Origin of the sequence: Alkalimonas amylolytica (assembly GCF_900107845.1) — a bacterium.
In the GTDB taxonomy this organism is placed as follows: domain Bacteria; phylum Pseudomonadota; class Gammaproteobacteria; order Enterobacterales; family Alteromonadaceae; genus Alkalimonas; species Alkalimonas amylolytica.
This window is the reverse complement of record NZ_FNRM01000001.1, coordinates 694,686-713,191: the sequence shown is the minus strand read 5'-3', so window position 1 is coordinate 713,191 and position 18,506 is coordinate 694,686. Positions and strand designations below refer to the sequence as shown.

Annotated in this window: 19 protein-coding genes and 1 riboswitch; of the genes, 6 read left to right on the top strand and 13 right to left on the bottom strand. The window is 51.7% G+C overall.

What is annotated here, in order from left to right; all coding sequences use genetic code 11:
- Position 1 precedes the first annotated feature (1 nt).
- The 3 genes from BLW37_RS03245 to BLW37_RS03235 are packed head-to-tail and all read right to left on the bottom strand — an operon-like array spanning position 2 to position 3,337.
- Positions 2 to 1,624 carry a BamA/TamA family outer membrane protein gene (locus BLW37_RS03245; protein ID WP_091339323.1) on the bottom strand — a complete coding sequence of 541 codons (1,623 nt, stop codon included), beginning with the start codon at positions 1,622 to 1,624 and terminating at the stop codon, positions 2 to 4.
- Positions 1,625 to 1,642: 18 nt separating this feature from the next.
- Positions 1,643 to 2,506 (bottom strand): mechanosensitive ion channel family protein, encoded by an 864-nt coding sequence (locus BLW37_RS03240; RefSeq protein ID WP_091339320.1) that lies wholly within the window; start codon positions 2,504 to 2,506, stop codon positions 1,643 to 1,645.
- Between the two features lie 12 nt (positions 2,507 to 2,518).
- Positions 2,519 to 3,337, bottom strand: coding sequence for a hypothetical protein (locus BLW37_RS03235; protein ID WP_091339317.1), 819 nt, complete (start codon positions 3,335 to 3,337; stop codon positions 2,519 to 2,521).
- 286 nt (positions 3,338 to 3,623) lie between these two features.
- Between BLW37_RS03235 and mgtE the strand changes: the two genes are divergently transcribed.
- Positions 3,624 to 4,970, top strand: a complete 1,347-nt coding sequence (gene mgtE, locus BLW37_RS03230; protein WP_091339315.1) for a magnesium transporter — start codon at positions 3,624 to 3,626, stop codon at positions 4,968 to 4,970.
- Positions 4,971 to 5,028: 58 nt separating this feature from the next.
- Here the strand turns inward: mgtE and BLW37_RS03225 are convergent, their stop codons facing one another.
- The 4 genes from BLW37_RS03225 to BLW37_RS03210 all read right to left on the bottom strand — a co-directional run bounded on the left by BLW37_RS03225 (position 5,029) and on the right by BLW37_RS03210 (position 8,362).
- A complete protein-coding gene (locus tag BLW37_RS03225; RefSeq protein WP_245785590.1) occupies positions 5,029 to 6,285 on the bottom strand; it encodes an alkaline phosphatase family protein in 1,257 nt (418 codons plus the stop codon).
- Between the two features lie 185 nt (positions 6,286 to 6,470).
- Positions 6,471 to 7,556 carry a hypothetical protein gene (locus BLW37_RS03220; RefSeq protein WP_091339311.1) on the bottom strand — a complete coding sequence of 362 codons (1,086 nt, stop codon included), beginning with the start codon at positions 7,554 to 7,556 and terminating at the stop codon, positions 6,471 to 6,473.
- 10 nt (positions 7,557 to 7,566) lie between these two features.
- The gene (locus tag BLW37_RS03215) at positions 7,567 to 8,148 is read right to left on the bottom strand and encodes a hypothetical protein (RefSeq protein WP_139243648.1); all 582 of its coding nucleotides are present in this window, start codon (positions 8,146 to 8,148) and stop codon (positions 7,567 to 7,569) included.
- Entirely contained in the window at positions 8,093 to 8,362 is a 270-nt protein-coding gene (locus BLW37_RS03210) for a hypothetical protein (RefSeq protein WP_091339305.1), read from the bottom strand. The genes BLW37_RS03215 and BLW37_RS03210 overlap by 56 nt, the downstream gene beginning before the upstream one ends.
- Positions 8,363 to 8,440: 78 nt before the next feature.
- Positions 8,441 to 8,553, top strand: a riboswitch (TPP riboswitch).
- Between BLW37_RS03210 and BLW37_RS03205 the strand changes: the two genes are divergently transcribed.
- From BLW37_RS03205 to BLW37_RS03190, 4 genes are all read left to right on the top strand, one after another.
- Entirely contained in the window at positions 8,536 to 10,668 is a 2,133-nt protein-coding gene (locus BLW37_RS03205; RefSeq protein ID WP_245785589.1) for a TonB-dependent receptor, read from the top strand. It overlaps the preceding riboswitch by 18 nt.
- Before the next feature lie 22 nt (positions 10,669 to 10,690).
- Positions 10,691 to 10,939, top strand: coding sequence for a hypothetical protein (locus BLW37_RS03200; protein WP_091339301.1), 249 nt, complete (start codon positions 10,691 to 10,693; stop codon positions 10,937 to 10,939).
- Positions 10,936 to 11,583, top strand: a complete 648-nt coding sequence (pnuC, locus tag BLW37_RS03195) for a nicotinamide riboside transporter PnuC (protein ID WP_091339297.1) — start codon at positions 10,936 to 10,938, stop codon at positions 11,581 to 11,583. Before BLW37_RS03200 ends, pnuC begins: the two co-directional genes overlap by 4 nt.
- Entirely contained in the window at positions 11,523 to 12,437 is a 915-nt protein-coding gene (locus tag BLW37_RS03190) for a phosphotransferase (RefSeq protein WP_091339293.1), read from the top strand. Before pnuC ends, BLW37_RS03190 begins: the two co-directional genes overlap by 61 nt.
- Before the next feature lie 22 nt (positions 12,438 to 12,459).
- On the opposite strand, the gene BLW37_RS03185 is transcribed toward BLW37_RS03190, so the two are convergent.
- On the bottom strand, positions 12,460 to 12,642 hold the full coding sequence (locus BLW37_RS03185) for a helix-turn-helix domain-containing protein (RefSeq protein WP_091339602.1): 183 nt from the start codon (positions 12,640 to 12,642) through the stop codon (positions 12,460 to 12,462).
- A 181-nt stretch (positions 12,643 to 12,823) separates the two neighbouring features.
- Here BLW37_RS03185 and BLW37_RS03180 point away from each other — a divergent pair, with 181 nt between their 5' ends.
- Complete coding sequence (locus BLW37_RS03180; protein ID WP_091339289.1) at positions 12,824 to 14,953, top strand: S9 family peptidase; 2,130 nt, start codon at positions 12,824 to 12,826, stop codon at positions 14,951 to 14,953.
- A gap of 113 nt (positions 14,954 to 15,066) precedes the next feature.
- Here BLW37_RS03180 and BLW37_RS03175 read toward each other — a convergent pair whose 3' ends face one another.
- The 5 genes from BLW37_RS03175 to BLW37_RS03155 are packed head-to-tail and all read right to left on the bottom strand — an operon-like array spanning position 15,067 to position 18,478.
- Positions 15,067 to 15,342 (bottom strand): HPr family phosphocarrier protein, encoded by a 276-nt coding sequence (locus tag BLW37_RS03175; RefSeq protein ID WP_091339286.1) that lies wholly within the window; start codon positions 15,340 to 15,342, stop codon positions 15,067 to 15,069.
- Complete coding sequence (gene rapZ / locus BLW37_RS03170) at positions 15,326 to 16,189, bottom strand: RNase adapter RapZ (protein WP_091339282.1); 864 nt, start codon at positions 16,187 to 16,189, stop codon at positions 15,326 to 15,328. The genes BLW37_RS03175 and rapZ overlap by 17 nt, the downstream gene beginning before the upstream one ends.
- Positions 16,190 to 16,660, bottom strand: a complete 471-nt coding sequence (gene ptsN / locus BLW37_RS03165; protein WP_091339279.1) for a PTS IIA-like nitrogen regulatory protein PtsN — start codon at positions 16,658 to 16,660, stop codon at positions 16,190 to 16,192.
- A gap of 5 nt (positions 16,661 to 16,665) precedes the next feature.
- Complete coding sequence (gene hpf, locus BLW37_RS03160; protein ID WP_091339274.1) at positions 16,666 to 16,953, bottom strand: ribosome hibernation promoting factor; 288 nt, start codon at positions 16,951 to 16,953, stop codon at positions 16,666 to 16,668.
- A 25-nt stretch (positions 16,954 to 16,978) separates the two neighbouring features.
- The gene (locus tag BLW37_RS03155) at positions 16,979 to 18,478 is read right to left on the bottom strand and encodes an RNA polymerase factor sigma-54 (protein WP_091339271.1); all 1,500 of its coding nucleotides are present in this window, start codon (positions 18,476 to 18,478) and stop codon (positions 16,979 to 16,981) included.
- Positions 18,479 to 18,506 lie beyond the last annotated feature (28 nt).

Genomic DNA, 18,506 nt, shown 5'->3' with positions numbered 1-18,506 from the left:
CTTAAAAACGCCGTTTGGCCATAGCGCGGAATTGCCAGCTATCCAGCCCTGGCTCGCTGCGCAGTGGTTTGGCCAAATCAAGATGCACCATGGTGCCGCGGCTGGAGTATTTCGACAGCAGCCGTACACCACCCCCTACGCCAAACAGCACCTGATCGCTGGCCTCACTGCTTTGCCAGGGATCATCCCAGGCCCGGCCGGCATCGACAAAGCCGGCAAAACCAACATCAAACAATCGTAAAATAGACCATGGCGTGTAATAACGGTATTCGCCGCTGGCTACCCACAGTTTCTGGCCGCGCTGAAAATACAGCGGGTAGGCCCGCATGCCATTATCACCGCCTAATTGGCGCAGCTCATCCCGATAAAGCTCCCGGCCAAGCTCCAGCTGAAAGCGGGCCGCAAGGCTGCTTTGGTCGGTCAGGTGGTGCACCAATAACCAGTGGCTGCTAAGTTCACTGCGGGATGGCTCATTGCTTTGCCATTGCTGTTTGAAGTGATGCTCTGTCAGTAGCCAACTGCCGGGCTTTAAGGCCCAGTTTTTCTCCAGCCTGCTGCTTAGCTGCCAGCCATTGGCATCCGCACCCAGCCAGTCGGCAAGGCGTGCCAGCTGCAGAGTAAACTGCCAGCCAAAGTTGATGTCTTCGGTACGGTTGAACTGATTGATTCGATAAAGCTTTTGAAAGTCAGATTGCAGCCATTGGTACTCCAGCCAGAGCGCTGATAAATCACGATCCAAAGGCAAGCCATTTTGGGTATCCGGGTTACTGGCAAATTGCTGGTCATGCAACCGAAAGCCAAGCAGCAGCCGTTGTGCACTGTAGCTGCTGGCATACAAACTGAAGCCCAAATAGCTCTGCAGCCAGTGCCGTTTGCTGTCGTAGCGGTTGCTTTCTTCTCCGCGCTGATATTCCCTAAGCTCTTCTTTGCTTTTTTCCAGCTCGAAACCCATGGCCCAGGGCGAGCTGATCCGATAAAAGGGGCGTTCCACTGCGAACAGGTAGCTTTCGCCATCGGAGTTATCGGCGTACTGCAGCGCGCTGCTCCAGTGACTGCCAAACATATTGGGCGAAGCAAAACTAAGCAAATAACCGGTCCGCTCACTGTCTTTGGCATAATCGAGCTGCAGCTGATTGCCGGTGCCCAGCAGGTTGTCTTCAGCGATACCGATGGAGTACTCGGAAGCGCCACCCTCGTGTTTAAAATCAATTTTTGGCAACAAGGACCAGTTGTCCCAGCTTTGCACCAACACATCTACCTGATGCGACTCGCTGCAATAATGCGTAATACTGATTTTGGCTTCGCGTAAATAACGCCGGCTACGCAATAAACGCTCGGTTTCTTCCAGCACCGCCAGGCTGAGCCGGTCACCTTCGGCGAATAATAAGTCCTGTTGCAGCGTTTCCTCACGGCTAATGATGTGGGTTTTATTGGCAAATCGATGCAGCCAGAAGGTGCCTGGTTCATCCAGGTCAAACACATTCTCTGCTTCAAACTGAATGGAGCGAATACGAATATCGCCCCGGTCAGGCAGGGCATGTTTATTTTCCAGCAATTGGCAGTCACTGGCCTGCACCGCAGTGCTAAGCAGGCAAGCACCGCCAAGCAGCATCATGCCACGCATGCTGTCGCCTTTTCAGACTTAGGGGCTGATATCGGCATCGTCGCCTGCTTTCTCTGTTTTGGCCGAAACAATAGTGATAGGAAAAGGCGCGCTTTCACTGCCGGCATACAAGGAGCGGTGTGGGAATGGAATTTCAATACCGGCGGCATCAAATGCATTTTTTACCTCTTCCTGCAGGCTGTTGCGCAAATCGCGAAAGTTTTCCCGCTTGGTCCAGACTGAGAATTGAATATCCAGACTGGAATCGCCAAAGCCATTGAAGACAAATAAGGGCGATGGTTCGTCCAGACACAGTGGATTGGCATCTGCCACTGTCATCAACAGCTCTCGAACCTGTTTGATACTTTCTTTATAGGCGACACCCAGCTGTAAATCAAAGCGCCGGATGGGAAAGCGGGTCAGATTGGTCATCTGGGTCTTTATCAAGCTCTCATTCGGGATCCGGACAAACAGATTATCAAAGGTGCGCAGTTTGACCGAGAGTAAATCGATGGACAGTACTTCACCGGTGGTTTCGCCTACTTTGATCACATCTCCCAGCTGAAATGGTTTTTCGCCGATCAAAAATAAACCGCTAATCAGGTTTGATGCCGAGGTTTGCGAGGCAAAGCCAATGGCCACTGTCAGCACGCCAGCTGCTCCCAGCAAGACCCCTAAGCTAAAGCCGAGCTCTTTTAGCACCGAGGCCAGAAACAGCGACAGCACCAGCCAGTACACCAGGCGCTTTAACAACACCTGATGATGAGGGGACATGCCTTTACTAAGCCGTACGGTGATCCTGGCCAGCAGATGCGCTACCAATAAGCCACTGAAAAACAGCAAGGAGGCGCGCAGAAAAGTCGCGACATGATGGTGTTCCAGCAATTGCAAAAAAGTTTCCATAACAAGCTCCGCTTAGTCGCTGAATATACCGGCAAAGGCACGCACCAGGGCATTTTTTTCTGCCTGCTGCCTTGGTTCGGTCACACGTTGCGCAGCGGTAATACCTACAGGTAGTTTACGCTCGATTTTGAGTTTAGCCAGTAGTTGATCGGCCTGGTGTACCAGCGTCACGGCTTCTGTCCAGAGCGTATGATCGCTGCGGGCAAATACCGACAGCAAAGGCACGGGTAAACTCACTTTATCAATACTTAAAATGGCCTTGCTCTGATTGCTGATGGTCAGGGGGGTGACGGCCCGGTGCGGGCGAAGTGGTACTTCGTCCAGACTATGGCGGGCATGGGTTTTGGCGGCATAGCAGAGCTCCCCTACCCGGGTGGACGGGCCAAACCAGGTATCGGACAAACGCAGTATGGGCCATTCTTGCAGTAGGGTATCGTTGCCGAGCAATAAACGCAGGCAAAGAGGCGTGCTGATGTAAAAGTCGATGCTCTCCCCTGGCGGGATTAAGACCGGCTGTCGGGTTTTCACCACCACGGGCCTGTCCATCAGGCAAGGCTGTAGCCGAAAATCCAGCGGTGCTTTTTGAAACACGTAGCGTTGCACGGTCAGGCTTTCAGGGCATGCTTCGATCGGCTCCTGCAACACACGGTGCAGGGGTTCATCATCGCTGTGGCGTTGGTGGCTCACCAGCCACTCACCGGCTGTGCGCTCCAAATACAATGAAAAGGGGCCTATGGCGATATGCCAGCAACCTTGTTCGGTCAGGCGGCGTGATTGCCACCAGTCCGCCAGCGGTTGGGCGTCGGATGCCTGCAACTCTGTCTGTGCCATCGCCATCTCCTTGTGAACGTTTTCCTATCTTAGCAAGGTGCCGGTAGAAAAAGAATAGGTTGCTCAACAACTTCAGCCCTTTGGTGGTTGTGCTGGCGCGGGATAGGCACTAAAATACAGAGGTGTGGATTAACCTTGTGCGGAGCACATTCCAGCTATGGACGTACCCAGTTGCAGGCCTGGCCTGATGACATATCCAAATTTTCATCGCACCTGTCTGGTAAGCTGATTCTGCCCACTGGCAACCCCTTACCAGATCATACCAATGACGCTGTAAGGGGGCATCATGGAACTGCCGGTTCTTATAAATACCATTCGTCTGGCGCTGGAGTCAGACGCCTTGTACGAGCTGCGCGAGCAGTTTGAAGACATTCACCCGGCTGACCTGGCCGCTGCCTTCAGTGAATTTGAACCTCAGTCGGTCTGGGAGCTGTTATCGACCTTGCCACGGGCTGAGCAGGCGGAAGTCTTTGGTTACTTGCCTCCGGAAACGCAGGTCACGCTGGCAATCTCGATCAGCCGGCGCAAACTCTCGCCTATTATCCGGCAGATGTCATCGGATGAACGGGCTGATTTATTCAATCGCTTAACCGAAGAGCAGCAGGAAACCTTACTGCCTGCTCTAGCGCAGGCCGAGCGCGAGGATCTGCGCTTGCTGTCGTCGTACGAAGAAGGCACGGCCGGGGCGGTGATGACCTCCGATTATGCCTCGCTTGCCCCTGATCTGACGGTGCGGGAAGCCATTGAGGTACTGCGTAAAGAAGCGCCGGATAAAGAGACGATTTATCAATCCTATGTGGTAGACAAAGAGCGGCGCTTGATTGGTGTCATTTCGTTAAAAGAACTGATCCTGGCGCCGGTTGGCATGCAAATTCACGAACTGATGACCTATGAGCCCATCTTTGGCCAGGTCGATATGCCGCAGGAAGAAGTCTCGGTACTGATTTCAAAATACGACTTATTGGCGCTGCCCATCGTCAACCAGGACATGCAGCTGGTGGGCATTGTCACCTACGATGATGCGATGGACGTAGCGGCCGAAGAGGCCACCGAAGACTTCCATAAAACCGCTACCATCGGTAAGTTGGACAGCAGCGTGAAAGATGCTGCCATCAATTTGCTGTACCGTAAGCGCGTCGGTTGGCTGGTGCTGCTGGTTTTTGGCAATCTGTTTTCAGGGGCTGGCATCGCCTATTACGAGGAAACCATTTCCAGCTATTTGGTGTTGCTGTTTTTCTTACCGCTGTTGATCGCCAGCAGTGGTAATGCGGGGGCTCAATCCGGAACCCTGATGGTGCGGGCTCTGGCAACCGGCGATGTGGCCCTGAAGGACTGGGGCTGGATGCTGGGGCGTGAAGTCATTATTGCTAGCTTGTTGGGGGTAACCATGGCACTGGCCGTGGCATCCATCGGCTGGTGGCGTGGCGGCTACGATATTGCGCTGGTGGTGGCGGCCACCATGACACTGGTGGTAATCGCAGGCAGTCTGGTCGGGATGTCGCTGCCATTTCTGCTCAGCCGTTTCAACATGGACCCGGCCACGGCCAGCGGTCCGCTTATTACCTCGATTGCGGATGTATCCGGCGTGATGATTTATTTCTCCATCGCCACCTGGTATCTGGGGCTTCAGTAAGTGCCTGTCCTTAGAGGCGACTCTGCGAAACGGCATGGACGCCGTTTCAGGATGGAAACTAGTCGCTGCGCAGCAGCATAGGAACAACGCTAGGGTCGCCATCGTGCGGCGCTGGCTTAAGCCCCAAAATCTCTGTCATCACCTGGTACAAATCGACCATGCGAACCCGCTCTACCCGGGTCTGGCTTTTGAAACTAGGGCCATGGGCAATCAATAATCCCTGCATGGCTGGCTCTTCGTTGTCGTAGCCATGGCTGCCGCGTGGCTCACGATAGGTCGGCGCATTGATCATGCCAGGGAGCCAGCTGCGGCGTACCAAAATCCAGTCAATCTCGGCCAGTACATGCAAGGGGGCGATACGACGGTGGTTTTGAAAGTGAAAACGCTCTGGCATCTCCGATTTACGCAGCAACCGGGCCTGTGGCGGCAGGTTTGCTTTGAGTTGCTGGTAAATCACTTCTTTTTGCCCGTCTTTGGGGAAAATACTCACCAGTTCACGGGAGTAGCGCACATACACCGCCAGATCGGGATCAAAGGCCTGATCAATGACAATATGCTGCTCTTGGTTCACTTCGGCCATGCCATGATCCGAGGTGATCACGAGATCCACCTGATTAAGCAAACCCAAGTCGGTAAGCCCTGCCACCAGATAGCCTATCTCAGCATCAATGCCCTGCATGGCCTGGCGTACCTGCGCCGAGTTTGGGCCATGCATATGGCCCATGGAATCGACATCGCTAAAGTACAGCGTAATGATGCGCGGGCGCTCTGCTGCCGGCAGTTGCAGCCATTCTAACACTGTCTCTACCCGTTGCCGGTTTGGCGTATCGCCATCGTAAGGAAACCAGTAGCTGGGGCGCACGCCTTTGATGGCGGCCTCAGATCCAGGGAAGAAATAGGTGGCGGCTACCTGGCCCTGGGTTTCTGCCGTAACCCAAATCGGCTCGCCACCCCACCAGCGGGCATTGCCCACTTCTTCTTTGTTGCGCATGGTAAATTGGGCATCAAACTCTGGATCGAACATGCCATTATCAATCACACCATGATTTTCCGGATGCAGGCCGGTGACCAGCGAGTAGTGATTCGGAAAGGTCTTCGTGGGAAACACCGGCTGCAGCGCATCCGCCACAAGGCCTGCCTTAGCCAGCGCATTCAGGTGTGGGCTGGGATAACGCTCTAAATAGCTGGGATGGGCGCCATCGATGGAGATCAAAATAATGGTAGGCGGGAGTGCACCAGCCGGGCTGGCGGAAGGAATGCTGCTACAGGCACTTACAAAGAGCAGTACGATCAGTGATAACAAGTAGTTTTTCAAAACAATGCCCAATTAATACACCAGGTTTTACCCTGGCAAAAAAAGCCAGTTGGATTGATTTTAGTCGGCTTGGATGAAAGTTGTAAGACAAAAGCGGTGAGTTGTCTGAAGTGAAAGATTGCCCACAATTAAAGAAGTATGTACTGCTGGCCTATTTTCCGTGGCCAGCAGCTCAACAGAAGCAGTTACTTTATGCTGGAGCGCGCTCTACGCTCCAAATCACCAAAAAAGGTCACTTGGCGCTGCACACACTCGGAACCTTCCAACAGGGTGCTGGCTGTATCGGGTAACACACCTTTCAGGTCATTCAGTTCACTACCAAACTCAAGATGTAGACGAGCAAGTCTGCGTTCAAAATCATGTTGAACGGCTTTTGGTTGTTGCCCTGATGTTGTAAGCATCAAATTTTCTTGAGCCCGTATTTTAGTGATATAAGCTTCCAGTTCATCGCTAAATTCATTAAGTCGGTTGTTTTTACCTAATGCATAACGTGGTTTCAGCTCGAGAGGAAAGTCAGCTGAACTTACTATGATTAGATAAGATAAAGCGGCGTCTAGATCAGAATGCTTGATACCATATACTGTATACGCCATAGCTTGGTATAGGTGCTGTTCAGCATCTTTATTAACTTGGCTGGCACGCTCATACATCGTTTTTGCATTGACGAGCTCAATTCTAACCAAGTGCGATAAAGCAGTTGACGTATGTCCTTTTACTACCAACCTGAGTGCTATCTGACGTTGGCTTTCGACATCAAAGTCCTGGCGATATAAAGCTGCTACCATAGCAAATTCATTATCGTCTTTAATTTGTTGCCAAACTGCATCGTAAGAAGCTTCCATATAGGGAGCAATGTATTGGCTACTATCAGGCAAATGCATCCCCCCCATGCCGTCATGAATAGCGGGAATGATTCGACCTCTGGCTATATTCCAGTCTTCAAGCTCTTGCTGAAAGTATGCAATGTCTTGCTGGTTTAAATCTGTAACAGCAATGCACCAGTTATCATCATAAGCCATTTTATCAGGACCATTGCTAACTGTATCATGCATTTGCAGTGTAGATTTTGAAGCTGCATTATCATTCACATAGTCTGGCAGGGCATTTGAGCTTGACGAATTGACGCCCAGCTCCGATTTTGCCTGATTGCTTAAGACTTGCTCAGGTTGTATATGCCCATGTCCATTTGCAGCAAACCGGCCATATAATAAAGTGAGGACAACTATTACTGTTCCAATGATGGCTGCCACTAACAGATAGTGTTTCTTCATGGCATTTTCCTCATTTTAAACAATTCTCTCTTTGTAATGAATGGTTGATAGCACAGCCATTTAAATACATATCCTTCCTAGCATTAGCCGTGTGAATGCAAGTATCAAACTCGCGAGCCGTAATACTACCAAAAATTACGACAGCATTCACACCTAGCTGAACATCTACAAGCTGTGGACATTGTGCTTCAACTGCATTGATATATTGCATATGCACAGGGTGCATGCAAGTATGATATTGAGTTTGTGCTCTAGCAAGGCAGACTTCTTTAGTTTCTGCTGGCGGCTGAGTTGGGGTAGGCGATGAGCCACCACCACTTCCGCCACCTACACCACCGCCATCACCACCGCCATCACCTGGCCAAAGGCCAGGTGGTGCCATCTCAGGAGGGCGAGTGCCAACAACACCTATACGTTCTCCAGTAAAATCATCCTGCTCACTAGCACTACTGGTGTTGATAGCAAGGCGCCAGGCCCACAGCTGTTGGCTGGTTGCTTCATTCACGTGATTGTAGGTGTTGCCTTCAGGTGCGTGTTCAATAGTAAGCATTAATAACGGAAGGCACAAAGCAATCCTGCTGAGTTGTTTCATAAAAATCATCCTTAAGTGATGCAGTGGTTAAAATCGCGCTGCAATGTAAATTATTTTTAGGGGGGGGTGTCAATGGTTTTTTTAATTTAACTTTTATTGCCTTTATTTGTTGCGCAGGTGTATCCGGTGCGTGGCAGTTAATAACGCCTTTTACTTTCTCGGCAGTGCCTGCATTCACAGTCAATAGATGTGCATTTTCGTTTTTGTTATTCATGCAAGGTCAGCTAACTCATTGCGTGTGCTGCTTATCGACTGGCAGCATTGCCAGTGTGCACGAAAATCGTTACACTGCGCGCCTACCAGGGGGTGCATTGCTTTTGATAAAAGCGTGCTGAGATGCCTAGCGGCGAACCCCATGAACCTGATCCGGATCATGCCGGCGGAGGGATGGTGTTACTGACTCCTTTTGCGCGGGTGATCCCTTTACCGGAGACCATCATGCGCTGTCGTTATTCTGTTGTTGCCGCTTGTCTTATCGCCTCCTTTGCTGCTACTGCGGAGCAAGAGTCCATCGAACGTCTTGAGGTACAAGGCGACTTCCGGCGTTTGTCGGTGCAAACCATTGCCGGCAGTATTGCAGTGGTTTCCGAGCAGGATATGCAACGTAGCTCAGCGCAGCATCTGGACGATGTGCTAAGCCAGCTGGCCAATATCAACTTTGCCGCTGGTGCGTCGCGCGGCCGCTTTGTCCAGGTGCGCGGAATTGGTGAGCGCAGCGAATTTATTGATGTAATCAACCCGTCGGTTGGTGTGCTGATTGATGGCATTGATTACTCCGGCCTTGGCATTAGCAGCATCGCTCATGCCGAGCAGCTGGAAGTGTTTCGTGGCCCGGAGGCGACCCGCTTTGGTACCAATGCGATGGCAGGCATGCTGAACCTAAGCTCGAAACAGCCGGATTTTCGCCGCGATGGCGCTTTTAGTGCCACGGTGGCCAATTACAACAGCTGGCAGTTAAGCGGTATGCTCAGCGATGCCATCAGTGATCAAGTCGCTTTTAGCCTAACGGCAGACAAACAAGTTTCCGATGGCTTTATCGAAAATACCTACTTACACCGTAAAGACACCAACGACATCGATGAGCTGACCATCCGTGGCCGGCTGCTGTATCGCCACAGCGACCAGCTGCAGTGGCAACTGATTGCGCATGCCATTGAACAGAATAATGGCTACGATGCCTTCTCGCTCGACAGAAACCGGACTACCTTATCGGATGAGCCGGGCAAAGATAAACTAAGCAGCCAAGCGCTGGCGCTGCGTTCGGATTACCATGGCATCGTCGGCGCTGATCTGATGTGGCAACTGAGCTGGCTGTCGGCTGATTCGGACTACCGCTTTGATGAAGACTGGGCTTTTGTTGGTATCCGTCCAGGCTGGGAATACTCAGCTTTTGACCGTTATCAGCGCTCCCGTGAACAATGGACGCTGGACTACCGCCTGGTATCGGATGACCAGGGCCGTATCGCCGACAACACCGATTGGGTGCTCGGGTTTTATGTCAGTGGCCGGGAGCTGGATTTGCAGCGGACGCGTCGCTCAGGCACCAGGCTGCGTGCTTTTGATAATAACCTGCAACGTGATAATGCGGCCGTGTATGGCGAAACCAGCACAGCGCTTTCTGAACAGACCACCTTGGTGATCGGTGGCCGGCTGGAGCGCTACAAAGACGATTACCGAGACAATGGCAACCTGACGATTCAACAGCGGCATAGTATGTGGGGCGGCAAGCTTAGCCTGAACTTCCAGGCCAGTGAGCAGGCCATGATTTATACTTTGTTGTCACGCGGCTATAAAGTCGGCGGCGTCAATGGTGAAGCGTTATCCAGAGCGGGTGATGATGGCCTGGAAGCTTTACTGCAACAAGCGACTTTTGAACCGGAAACCCTGGTAAATGCTGAGTTTGGTGTCAAAGGCGCGGCCATCGATGGCAGCTTGGTGACCCGGGTGGCGGTGTTCCATATGTGGCGCGATGACATGCAGGTCAAAGGCTGGCTGAATCCAGAGCTTGGTCCTGAGTTTGCTGGCTTTATTGATAATGCCGGTCGGGGCCGCAATTACGGTATTGAGATGGAAAACCGCCTGGTGCTGCATCCGAGCTTTACCCTGCATGTGAGTGCCGGGCTGCTCAAATCCAAATTAGGCCCTTATGTCACCCAGGCCGGCCTGGATATGACCGGACGGGATCAGGCGCATGCGCCACGCTTTACCTATCAGCTGGCGGGTGACTGGTTCCTGAGTGAGCAACTCACGCTGCAGGCCAGTGTGCAGGGTAAAAGCGGTTTCTATTACTCCGATGGCCACAACGCCCGCTCGGCCAGCTCCGAGCTGGTCAATCTGCGCTTGAACTATCAGCTGGAGCAGTGGCAATTTGCATTCTGGTCGCGCAATGCATTGAATCAAGACCGGGGCGTACGTGGCTTTTACTTTGGCAATGATCCTCGCGATGAATACGCGCCTCATACTTATGAGCAATGGGGTGAGCCACGCCGCTTTGGTGTGACCGCAAGCTATCAATTCTAAACAGGATACTCAGGAGGCAATGATGAAACTTTCCGTAGAAATCAGCAAGTACCCACTGGCCGATGAGTACATTGGTCCTATTAAGGCCTTTATTGAACAACTGCAGCAAGAGCCGGAGCTGTATATCATTACCAACACCATGAGCACCCAGCTATTTGGTGATTACGATGCGGTGATGGCTGCATTGCAGCGCTGCATGAAATGGTCGTTTGAGCGTTACGGTAAACTGGTGTTTGTCTGCAAGTTCATCCCAGGTGATCTGCGGCCATGATGGCGGCTTTGCAGCAGTTTTGGCAAGAGTGGCAGCTGCTGACCAGCCTGGAGCTGGTGGCCATGCTGCTTGCTCTGGCTTACTTGCTGCTCGCCATGCGCCATAGTTTGTGGTGCTGGCCGGCTGCGCTGGTCAGTACTCTGATTTACACCTACGTGATGTGGCAGCATCAGCTGTATTCAGAAACGCTGTTGCAGCTCTATTATGCGGCTATGGCGGTGTACGGGCTGGTGCACTGGCAGCAGCTGCAGCAACAATTGCAGCAGCCTAAAGCGATAAAGCCAGTGATTGAGTGGGGGTTGCGCCAGCATCTGGGGTGGATTGGCATCGCCGCGGGTAGCGGTCTGGTTCTGGGTTATTACATGGCCAACTATACCCAGGCCGACTTTGCCTGGCTGGATGCACAAACCACCACCTTTAGCATCATGACCACCCTGCTGGTGGTGCGCAAAGTGTTGTCAAACTGGCTGTATTGGGTGGTGATCGATGCGGTTTGTATCTATGTTTATTTTCAGAAAGGCCTGTACTTCACCACCGGCCTCTTTGTACTCTACACCTTCTTGGCAGTGATAGGATACCTGGCATGGCGCAGCCATTACCGGCAACAACAACATACCAGCGGGCAGGTGCTGCAGCCGGCCTGAGCGATGATGAGGCAGAGCAACGCATTCGTCAGCTCTGCTTGCATCTGGAGTTTTTTGCCAGTCACCCGCCGATAGCCATGAAGCCACTGTCGCAAGGCAGCACCAACTTAAGTTACTGGGTGAAAACCAAGCGCGGTGAATATGTGGTGCGCCACTATGCGCCGGATGTCACCGGGGTATGCCGTCAGCAAGAGCTGCGTTGTCAGCATGCCGCTGCGGTTGCAGATCTGGCGCCCCCGCCTTTATGCCTGAACAATCATCAACAGGTGCTGATTTCGCAATACTTACCAGAGGGTAAGCCTCTGGCGTTATCGACCTCGCTGTTGGCGGCCATGGCGAACCAGTTGGTGCGCTTGCACCGGTTGCAAGTACAAACCCCGGTGTTACAACCAGGTCGCTATCTGCAGGAGTTAAAATCCCATGCTAAAGCAAGCTGGATGGCTGCAGATGAAGCATTATTTAGTGCATGCATACAGGCCGTCGAAGCATTTGAAGCGATGCCACAGGATTTGGTGTTGTGTCATCTGGATTTGCATGCCGGCAATTTGCTCTGGCAGCAACAGCGGATCTGGTTGCTGGATTTTGAATATGCCCAACTGGCGGACAGTAGTCTGGATTTGGCTTCGGTGCTGGAAAACTTTGTCTTGGATAGCGTGCAAAGCGAGCGGTTGCTGCAGTTGTATTGGCAACAACGCAACGCTGGCTTATCTGCCGAGTGTTGGCAGGATAAAGTGGCCGCTGCCAGGGTGCTGTATCAGGGATTTTGCTGGCTTTGGTACCTTGCCTTACCAGAAGGAAAGGCTCAGGCGGTACAGCACCAACAACGCTTGCAGTTTTTGCTGCAGCAAGGGTAAGCCGCCTTATCACCACGTTGGGTTAGAGACCTCCTAGCCGCTCAGCCAGGACTTTGTAGCGCTCCACGTCTTCTTTCTTAAACAAGGGCTTACCTTGCTCATCTTTATCTGTGGTGACCAGTAGGTTTTCCCGTGCCAGGCGTTCAACCCGTATGCTCTGCACACCAAGAAACTCGGCCACTTCATCCACACTCATCAGGCTCATGCTGTTATCCTTACTCTCTTTTATTGTCGTTTGTGCTAAGTAAAGCCTAAAACTGATGATTTGTGAATCAAATTTTTTGCGTTCAGCCTGTAACAACTGGTTACACCTAAGGTTGATAGAAAAGTGGCGCATCGCCAGCAGGCATGATAATTTTTTGCTGCTAAAGCATAAGGACAGCATGATGAAACTTTTAACCACTTTACTTTGTATTCCGCTCAGCCTGACTACTGCCGTTTTTGCAGATAGCAAGGGAGCTCCTGTCGCCGAGTCGCGGCCTTTTACGGTTAGTTCACCTCATGGTGACCGGGTTGATCCCTACTATTGGCTGCGGGACGATTCGCGAAGCAGTCCGGAAGTGATTGCCTATCTGGAAGCTGAAAATGCCTATGCTCTGGCGCATCAGGCCTCTTATGCTGACCTGGTGGAGCAATTGACCGATGAATTGATCGGACGTTTGCAGCAGGATGACAGTTCTGTTCCGTTTGTCATGGGTGACTATCAGTACAGCACCCGCTTTGAAACAGGCAAAGAGTACCCAATTTACGTGCGTACGCCGGTCGCAGGTGGTGATGAGCAGATCCTGTTGGATGTGAATGTTTTGGCCGAAGGCCAGGATTATTTTCAGGTCGCCAATTGGTCGGTAAGCCCCGATCAGCAAAAGCTGGCTTATATGGAAGATACCACCGGGCGGCGTCAGTATCAGCTGCGGGTGAAAGATTTAACGACAGGCACCTTGCTGGCCGACACCATGACAGGGCTCTCATCATCTCTGGCCTGGAGTGCCGATAGCCAGCACCTGTTTGTGGTGGAAAATGATCCTGTAACCTTGCTTAGTACCAAAGTTTACCGCCATAAACTGGGCAGCCCGGTCAATGAGCGTGCTTTGGTGTATCAGGAACACGACAACAGCTTTTTTATGGGAGTTGGTAACACCCGCGATCGTAATTTCGTAGTAATTGGTGTGAGCAGCACGGTTTCCAATGAGATGCGGGTGCTGGATGCCAGTAAGCCGGATGGAGACTTTCAGCTGATAGCCCCACGCCAGCGTGATTTTAAATACTCGGTCGACCACCTGAATGGCCGCTGGATTATCAATACCGACTGGGATGCGCCCAATTACCGCCTGATGACTGTCGCGCACGATAAAATTGGCGATCGCAATCACTGGCAAGAATTAATTGGCCATGATGAGCAGGTCTTCCTTGAAAGCTTTATTGCTTTTGAAAACTACCTTGTCATTAACGAACGCAGTGAAGGCTTACGTCGTATCCGTCTGATCAATTGGGAAGACATGAATCAGCAACAGTTTCTGGCGTCGGATGAGCCCAGTTACGTGATGGGTTTTTCCGTTAACCCTGAGCAGAGCCAGCAGTGGCTGCGTTATACCTATACCTCACTGACCACACCTGCCAGTGTCTATGAAGTCCATATGAAGACTGGCGAGCGGCGTTTGCTAAAGCAAGATGTAGTGCTTGGCGGTTTCGACCAGGCCAATTACGTCACTGAACGGGTTTGGGTACCGGTAGACGATGGAGTCAAAGTCCCGGTTAGTTTGCTGTACCGCAAGGGTTTTGAGCGTGATGGTTCAGCACCTTTGTATCAATATGCTTATGGCTCCTATGGTATTTCGATGGACCCATTCTTTCGTTCTGGCATTTTGTCGCTGGTCGATCGCGGCTTTGTCTACGCCATAGCGCATATACGTGGTGGTCAGGAGATGGGCCGCCACTGGTACGAAGATGGTAAGCTATTGAATAAAATCAATACCTTTACTGACTTCATTGCAGTAACCGATTATCTGGTAGAGCACAAGTATGCTGCACCGGATACAGTGATCGGGATGGGGGGCAGTGCTGGTGGCTTATTGATGGGAGCAGTTGCCAATATGGCCCCACAGAAGTATCTGGGGTTGGTAGCGCATGTGCCTTTTGTCGACGTGGTCACCACCATGCTGGATGAGAGCCTGCCACTGACCACCAATGAGTACGATGAGTGGGGCAATCCGAATGACAAAGTCTATTATGACTACATGCTGTCCTATTCGCCTTATGATCAGGTCAGCGAGCAGGCTTACCCAGCTTTGTTTATCACAACAGGCTTTCATGACTCACAGGTGCAGTACTTTGAGCCGGCGAAGTGGGTTGCAAGGCTACGTACCGTCAATACCTCGGATAAGCCGATCCTGTTTCGTACCACAATGGAAGCAGGGCATGGTGGTCGCTCAGGCCGTTTTGCCCGCTTGGGGCAGGTTGCTGAAGAGTATGGGTTTCTGCTGGACTTAGTGCAGCAGGCACAGTCGGCCCGCGATTAACTTGGCACATGACGTGTCGGGGCCTGAAACAGGCCCCGACACATTTCCAATCGTTTGTTACTACGCTAAGACAACTGCCATACGCCAGGCCAGCGCTTTGATACGGGCCTTGGTTAGGCTTCCTCAAAGCCGCTGCTAATCAGTTGCACCACAGCTTGTAAAGCTAGCTCGGCATCCTCACCTTCAGCGACAATCTCCAGTAATTTGCCTTTACTGCTTGCCAGCATTAACAAGGCCAAAACACTGCTGGCATCGGCAGATTTACCATCCTGAATCAGCGCTATCTTGCTTTGAAACTGCTGACACAGCTGCGCTAGCTTAGCTGCCGGCCGGGCATGCAGGCCCAGCGGATTGACGATGGTGACTTCGGCGCTACACTTTGTGGCCATGGTGACGTACCAGTTCGCGATGGCGGATTTGAATGTCACTGCGCTGTTCGCGCAACAAGTCGGCTAACTGTTCGGCAATAAAGACCGAGCGGTGTTGGCCACCGGTACAGCCGATAGCTATGGTCAGATAGCTGCGGTTGTTTTTTTCCAGTTGTGGTAACCAATGGACAACAAATTGATGGATTTGGTGAATGTAATCGTGCACCACAGGCTTCGTTGCCAGGTACTGTTGGACTGGCAGATCCAGCCCGGTTTGAGGTTTGAGCTCCGGCTCCCAGTGCGGGTTGGGTAAAAAGCGGGCATCAAACACAAAATCGGCGTCTTTGGGGATACCGTATTTAAAACCAAAGGATTCAAACAGAATCACCAGTCGGCCAGATTGCTGGCCTAGCAGACGTTCGCGAATTTGATCCGCCAGCTGGTAGACATTAAGCTCTGTGGTGTCGATGTAGAGATCGGCGCGACTGGCTATTGGGTCGAGCAGTTGTTGTTCACGCAAAATAGCATCGTCCAGCGACATGGCCTGATGCGATAATGGATGCATGCGACGGGTTTCGCTAAAGCGTTTGATCAGGCTGTTGTGATCGGCATCCAGATAAAGGATGGTCAACTCCAGCTTACGCGGTAAGTAAGTGAGGATTTCTGCCAGTTCGTCCGGCTCTTCCGGTAAGTTGCGGACATCAATGCTGATGGCTACCCGCTCGTACTTACCCATCACGGCATTGGCGAGTGTTGGTAGTAGATTAACGGGAATATTGTCAACACAATAATACCCCAGGTCTTCCAGTACCCGCAGGGCGACCGATTTGCCGGAGCCTGAACGGCCACTGACGACCAACAATTTCATCTAACTTTCCGCCTCTTGTTGAGCTGCCAGTAAAATTTGGTATAAATCACTGTCGGATGTAGCATGGCGAATTTTTCGGGTCAGCTCTTTTTTCGACAGCAGTCGGGCTATGGATGCCAAGGTATTAAGATGCATCTGGCACTGGTTTTCCGGGATCAGGATAGCGCAGAAAATATCCACGGCCTGGTTGTCGATGGCATCAAATTGGATCGGATCTTTACTGACCACGAAGATCAAGACGGGCTGCTCGACATCTTTTAGTTTGCCATGGGGGATGGCAATGCCTCCACCGATGCCGGTTGAACCAAGCCGTTCCCGTGCCATCAGGGACTCCAGGATCACGTACTCCGACGTCTCAGGCAGCTGTTGGTGTCCCAGTTCGGCGATGTACTCAAGAATGCGTTTTTTGCTGTTAAAAAGGACTGCACTTTTGGTACAGTCCTGAGATAACATAGTGCTCAATGTAGTCATGCTGGTCAGTGTCGGGCTAATTTCTCTTTGTGCTTAATGACTTGCCGATCCAATTTGTCGATCAGTTGGTCAATGGCGGCATACATATTTTCACTTTCCGAAACGGCAAAAACTTCACCACCGTTCAGGTTGAGCTTGGCTTCTGCAATCTGCTGTAATTTTTCCACGTTTAGCACCACATGTACATTGTTAATGTGCTCGAAGTGGCGCTCGAGTTTGGCAAACTTGTTATCCACGTAGTCTTTTAAGGCTTCGGTGATTTCAACATGACGACCGGTAAGATTGATTTGCATAGCCTGTTTCCTTCTGGTTAAGTACTCAAAGCAAGGTCTTGCGTTGATTTGACGGCGGGATCAGCAAGGCCTCACGGTACTTGGCAATGGTTCTGCGGGCAACATTGATGCCCTGGTCCGACAAAATTTCCACCATCTTACTGTCACTCAGTGGTTTTGCCGGGTTTTCCGCCGCCACTAACTTCTTAATTAGAGCCCGAATCGCGGTGGACGAGCACTCGCCACCATTCTCGGTGCTGACATGACTGGAGAAAAAGAATTTCAGCTCAAAAATACCCCGTGGTGTGTGCATGAACTTTTGCGTGGTCACCCTGGAAATGGTGGACTCATGCATGCCGACCATTTCGGCAACATCATTCAGCACCATAGGTTTCATCGCTTCTTCCCCGTGTTCAAAAAAGCCTTGCTGCTGTTGCACAATGCAATTGGCCACTTTCAGCAAGGTATCATTTCTGCTCTCGATGCTTTTTAGAAACCACTTGGCTTCTTGCAAATGTGAGCGAATAAACTGACTGTCCGCGCTATTCTTGGCGGTACGGCTCATGGCTGCGTAGTGTTGATTGATACGTATTTTGGGCATCGAATCCGGATTAAGTTCCACCAGCCAGCGACCTTTTACTTTTTTAACCGTCACATCCGGAATAATGTAGCTTTGTTCTTCGCGGATCACGGTGGTACCAGGTCGTGGATTCAGGCTATGGATCAGCTTCATCGTATCACGCAGCTCGTCTTCTTTGAGCCGGGTTAGCTTCATCAGGGTACGAAAATCGCGATTGGCCAGTAAGTCGGCATGCAGGCTAATCAGTTGTCTGGCTTCTGCCAGCATGGGGGTGGCGGGATCGAACTGGCGCAGCTGCACCAGCAAGGATTCCTGCACGCTGCGAGATCCAACGCCGATTGGGTCAAACAACTGAATACGCTTTAGCACCGCCTCAACTTCATCTTCCTCGATCTCATCCATACCAAGCGACTCGAGGATATCTTCACAACCGATGGTTAAAAAGCCACTCTCATCGATGGCTTCAATGATGATTTCGGCAATAGCGCGGTCTGTATCGGAAAAAGGAGTCAATTCCATCTGCCAACGCAGATAGCTTTGCAGGGTTTCACTGGTTTCGCCCTGGTAAGTCGTGTCTTCATCGCCATTGTAGCTGCCGGAGGTCACCGGGGCGGCGCTAACCAGATCATCCCAGTGGTTATCCAGTGGTAAGTCGTCGCTGATGTCCTGGCTGGTCATCGCTTCGCCGGTATCAGGCTCATAGGGCTCATCAGTACCGCTGTCATCAGCACCATCATCTGATGCCGCATTGGCTCGTTCGGCACTTAGCTCGCCTAAGCCATGTTCATCGCTGCCGTTCAGTTGCTCGTAATCCTCTTCGGCCTCAAGCAAGGGGTTGGCATCCAGCGCTTCCTGGATTTCCTGTTGCAACTCAATGGTCGACAGCTGGAGTAGCCGGATGGCCTGCTGCAGCTGAGGAGTCATGGTGAGTTGCTGGCCAAGACGAAGTTGCAAAGATGGCTTCATCGGTGTGTACTGTGCTCCTGCATAAAAA

Coding starts and splice junctions, on each gene's coding strand:
- BLW37_RS03245 (WP_091339323.1), bottom strand. CDS start 1,624: ATGCGTGGCATGATGCTGCTTGGCGGTGCTTGCCTGCTTAGCACTGCG.
- BLW37_RS03240 (WP_091339320.1), bottom strand. CDS start 2,506: ATGGAAACTTTTTTGCAATTGCTGGAACACCATCATGTCGCGACTTTT.
- BLW37_RS03235 (WP_091339317.1), bottom strand. CDS start 3,337: ATGGCACAGACAGAGTTGCAGGCATCCGACGCCCAACCGCTGGCGGAC.
- mgtE (WP_091339315.1), top strand. CDS start 3,624: ATGGAACTGCCGGTTCTTATAAATACCATTCGTCTGGCGCTGGAGTCA.
- BLW37_RS03220 (WP_091339311.1), bottom strand. CDS start 7,556: ATGAAGAAACACTATCTGTTAGTGGCAGCCATCATTGGAACAGTAATA.
- BLW37_RS03215 (WP_139243648.1), bottom strand. CDS start 8,148: ATGAAACAACTCAGCAGGATTGCTTTGTGCCTTCCGTTATTAATGCTT.
- BLW37_RS03210 (WP_091339305.1), bottom strand. CDS start 8,362: ATGAATAACAAAAACGAAAATGCACATCTATTGACTGTGAATGCAGGC.
- BLW37_RS03205 (WP_245785589.1), top strand. CDS start 8,536: ATGGTGTTACTGACTCCTTTTGCGCGGGTGATCCCTTTACCGGAGACC.
- BLW37_RS03200 (WP_091339301.1), top strand. CDS start 10,691: ATGAAACTTTCCGTAGAAATCAGCAAGTACCCACTGGCCGATGAGTAC.
- pnuC (WP_091339297.1), top strand. CDS start 10,936: ATGATGGCGGCTTTGCAGCAGTTTTGGCAAGAGTGGCAGCTGCTGACC.
- BLW37_RS03190 (WP_091339293.1), top strand. CDS start 11,523: ATGGCGCAGCCATTACCGGCAACAACAACATACCAGCGGGCAGGTGCT.
- BLW37_RS03185 (WP_091339602.1), bottom strand. CDS start 12,642: ATGAGCCTGATGAGTGTGGATGAAGTGGCCGAGTTTCTTGGTGTGCAG.
- BLW37_RS03180 (WP_091339289.1), top strand. CDS start 12,824: ATGAAACTTTTAACCACTTTACTTTGTATTCCGCTCAGCCTGACTACT.
- BLW37_RS03175 (WP_091339286.1), bottom strand. CDS start 15,342: ATGGCCACAAAGTGTAGCGCCGAAGTCACCATCGTCAATCCGCTGGGC.
- rapZ (WP_091339282.1), bottom strand. CDS start 16,189: ATGAAATTGTTGGTCGTCAGTGGCCGTTCAGGCTCCGGCAAATCGGTC.
- ptsN (WP_091339279.1), bottom strand. CDS start 16,660: ATGACTACATTGAGCACTATGTTATCTCAGGACTGTACCAAAAGTGCA.
- hpf (WP_091339274.1), bottom strand. CDS start 16,953: ATGCAAATCAATCTTACCGGTCGTCATGTTGAAATCACCGAAGCCTTA.
- BLW37_RS03155 (WP_091339271.1), bottom strand. CDS start 18,478: ATGAAGCCATCTTTGCAACTTCGTCTTGGCCAGCAACTCACCATGACT.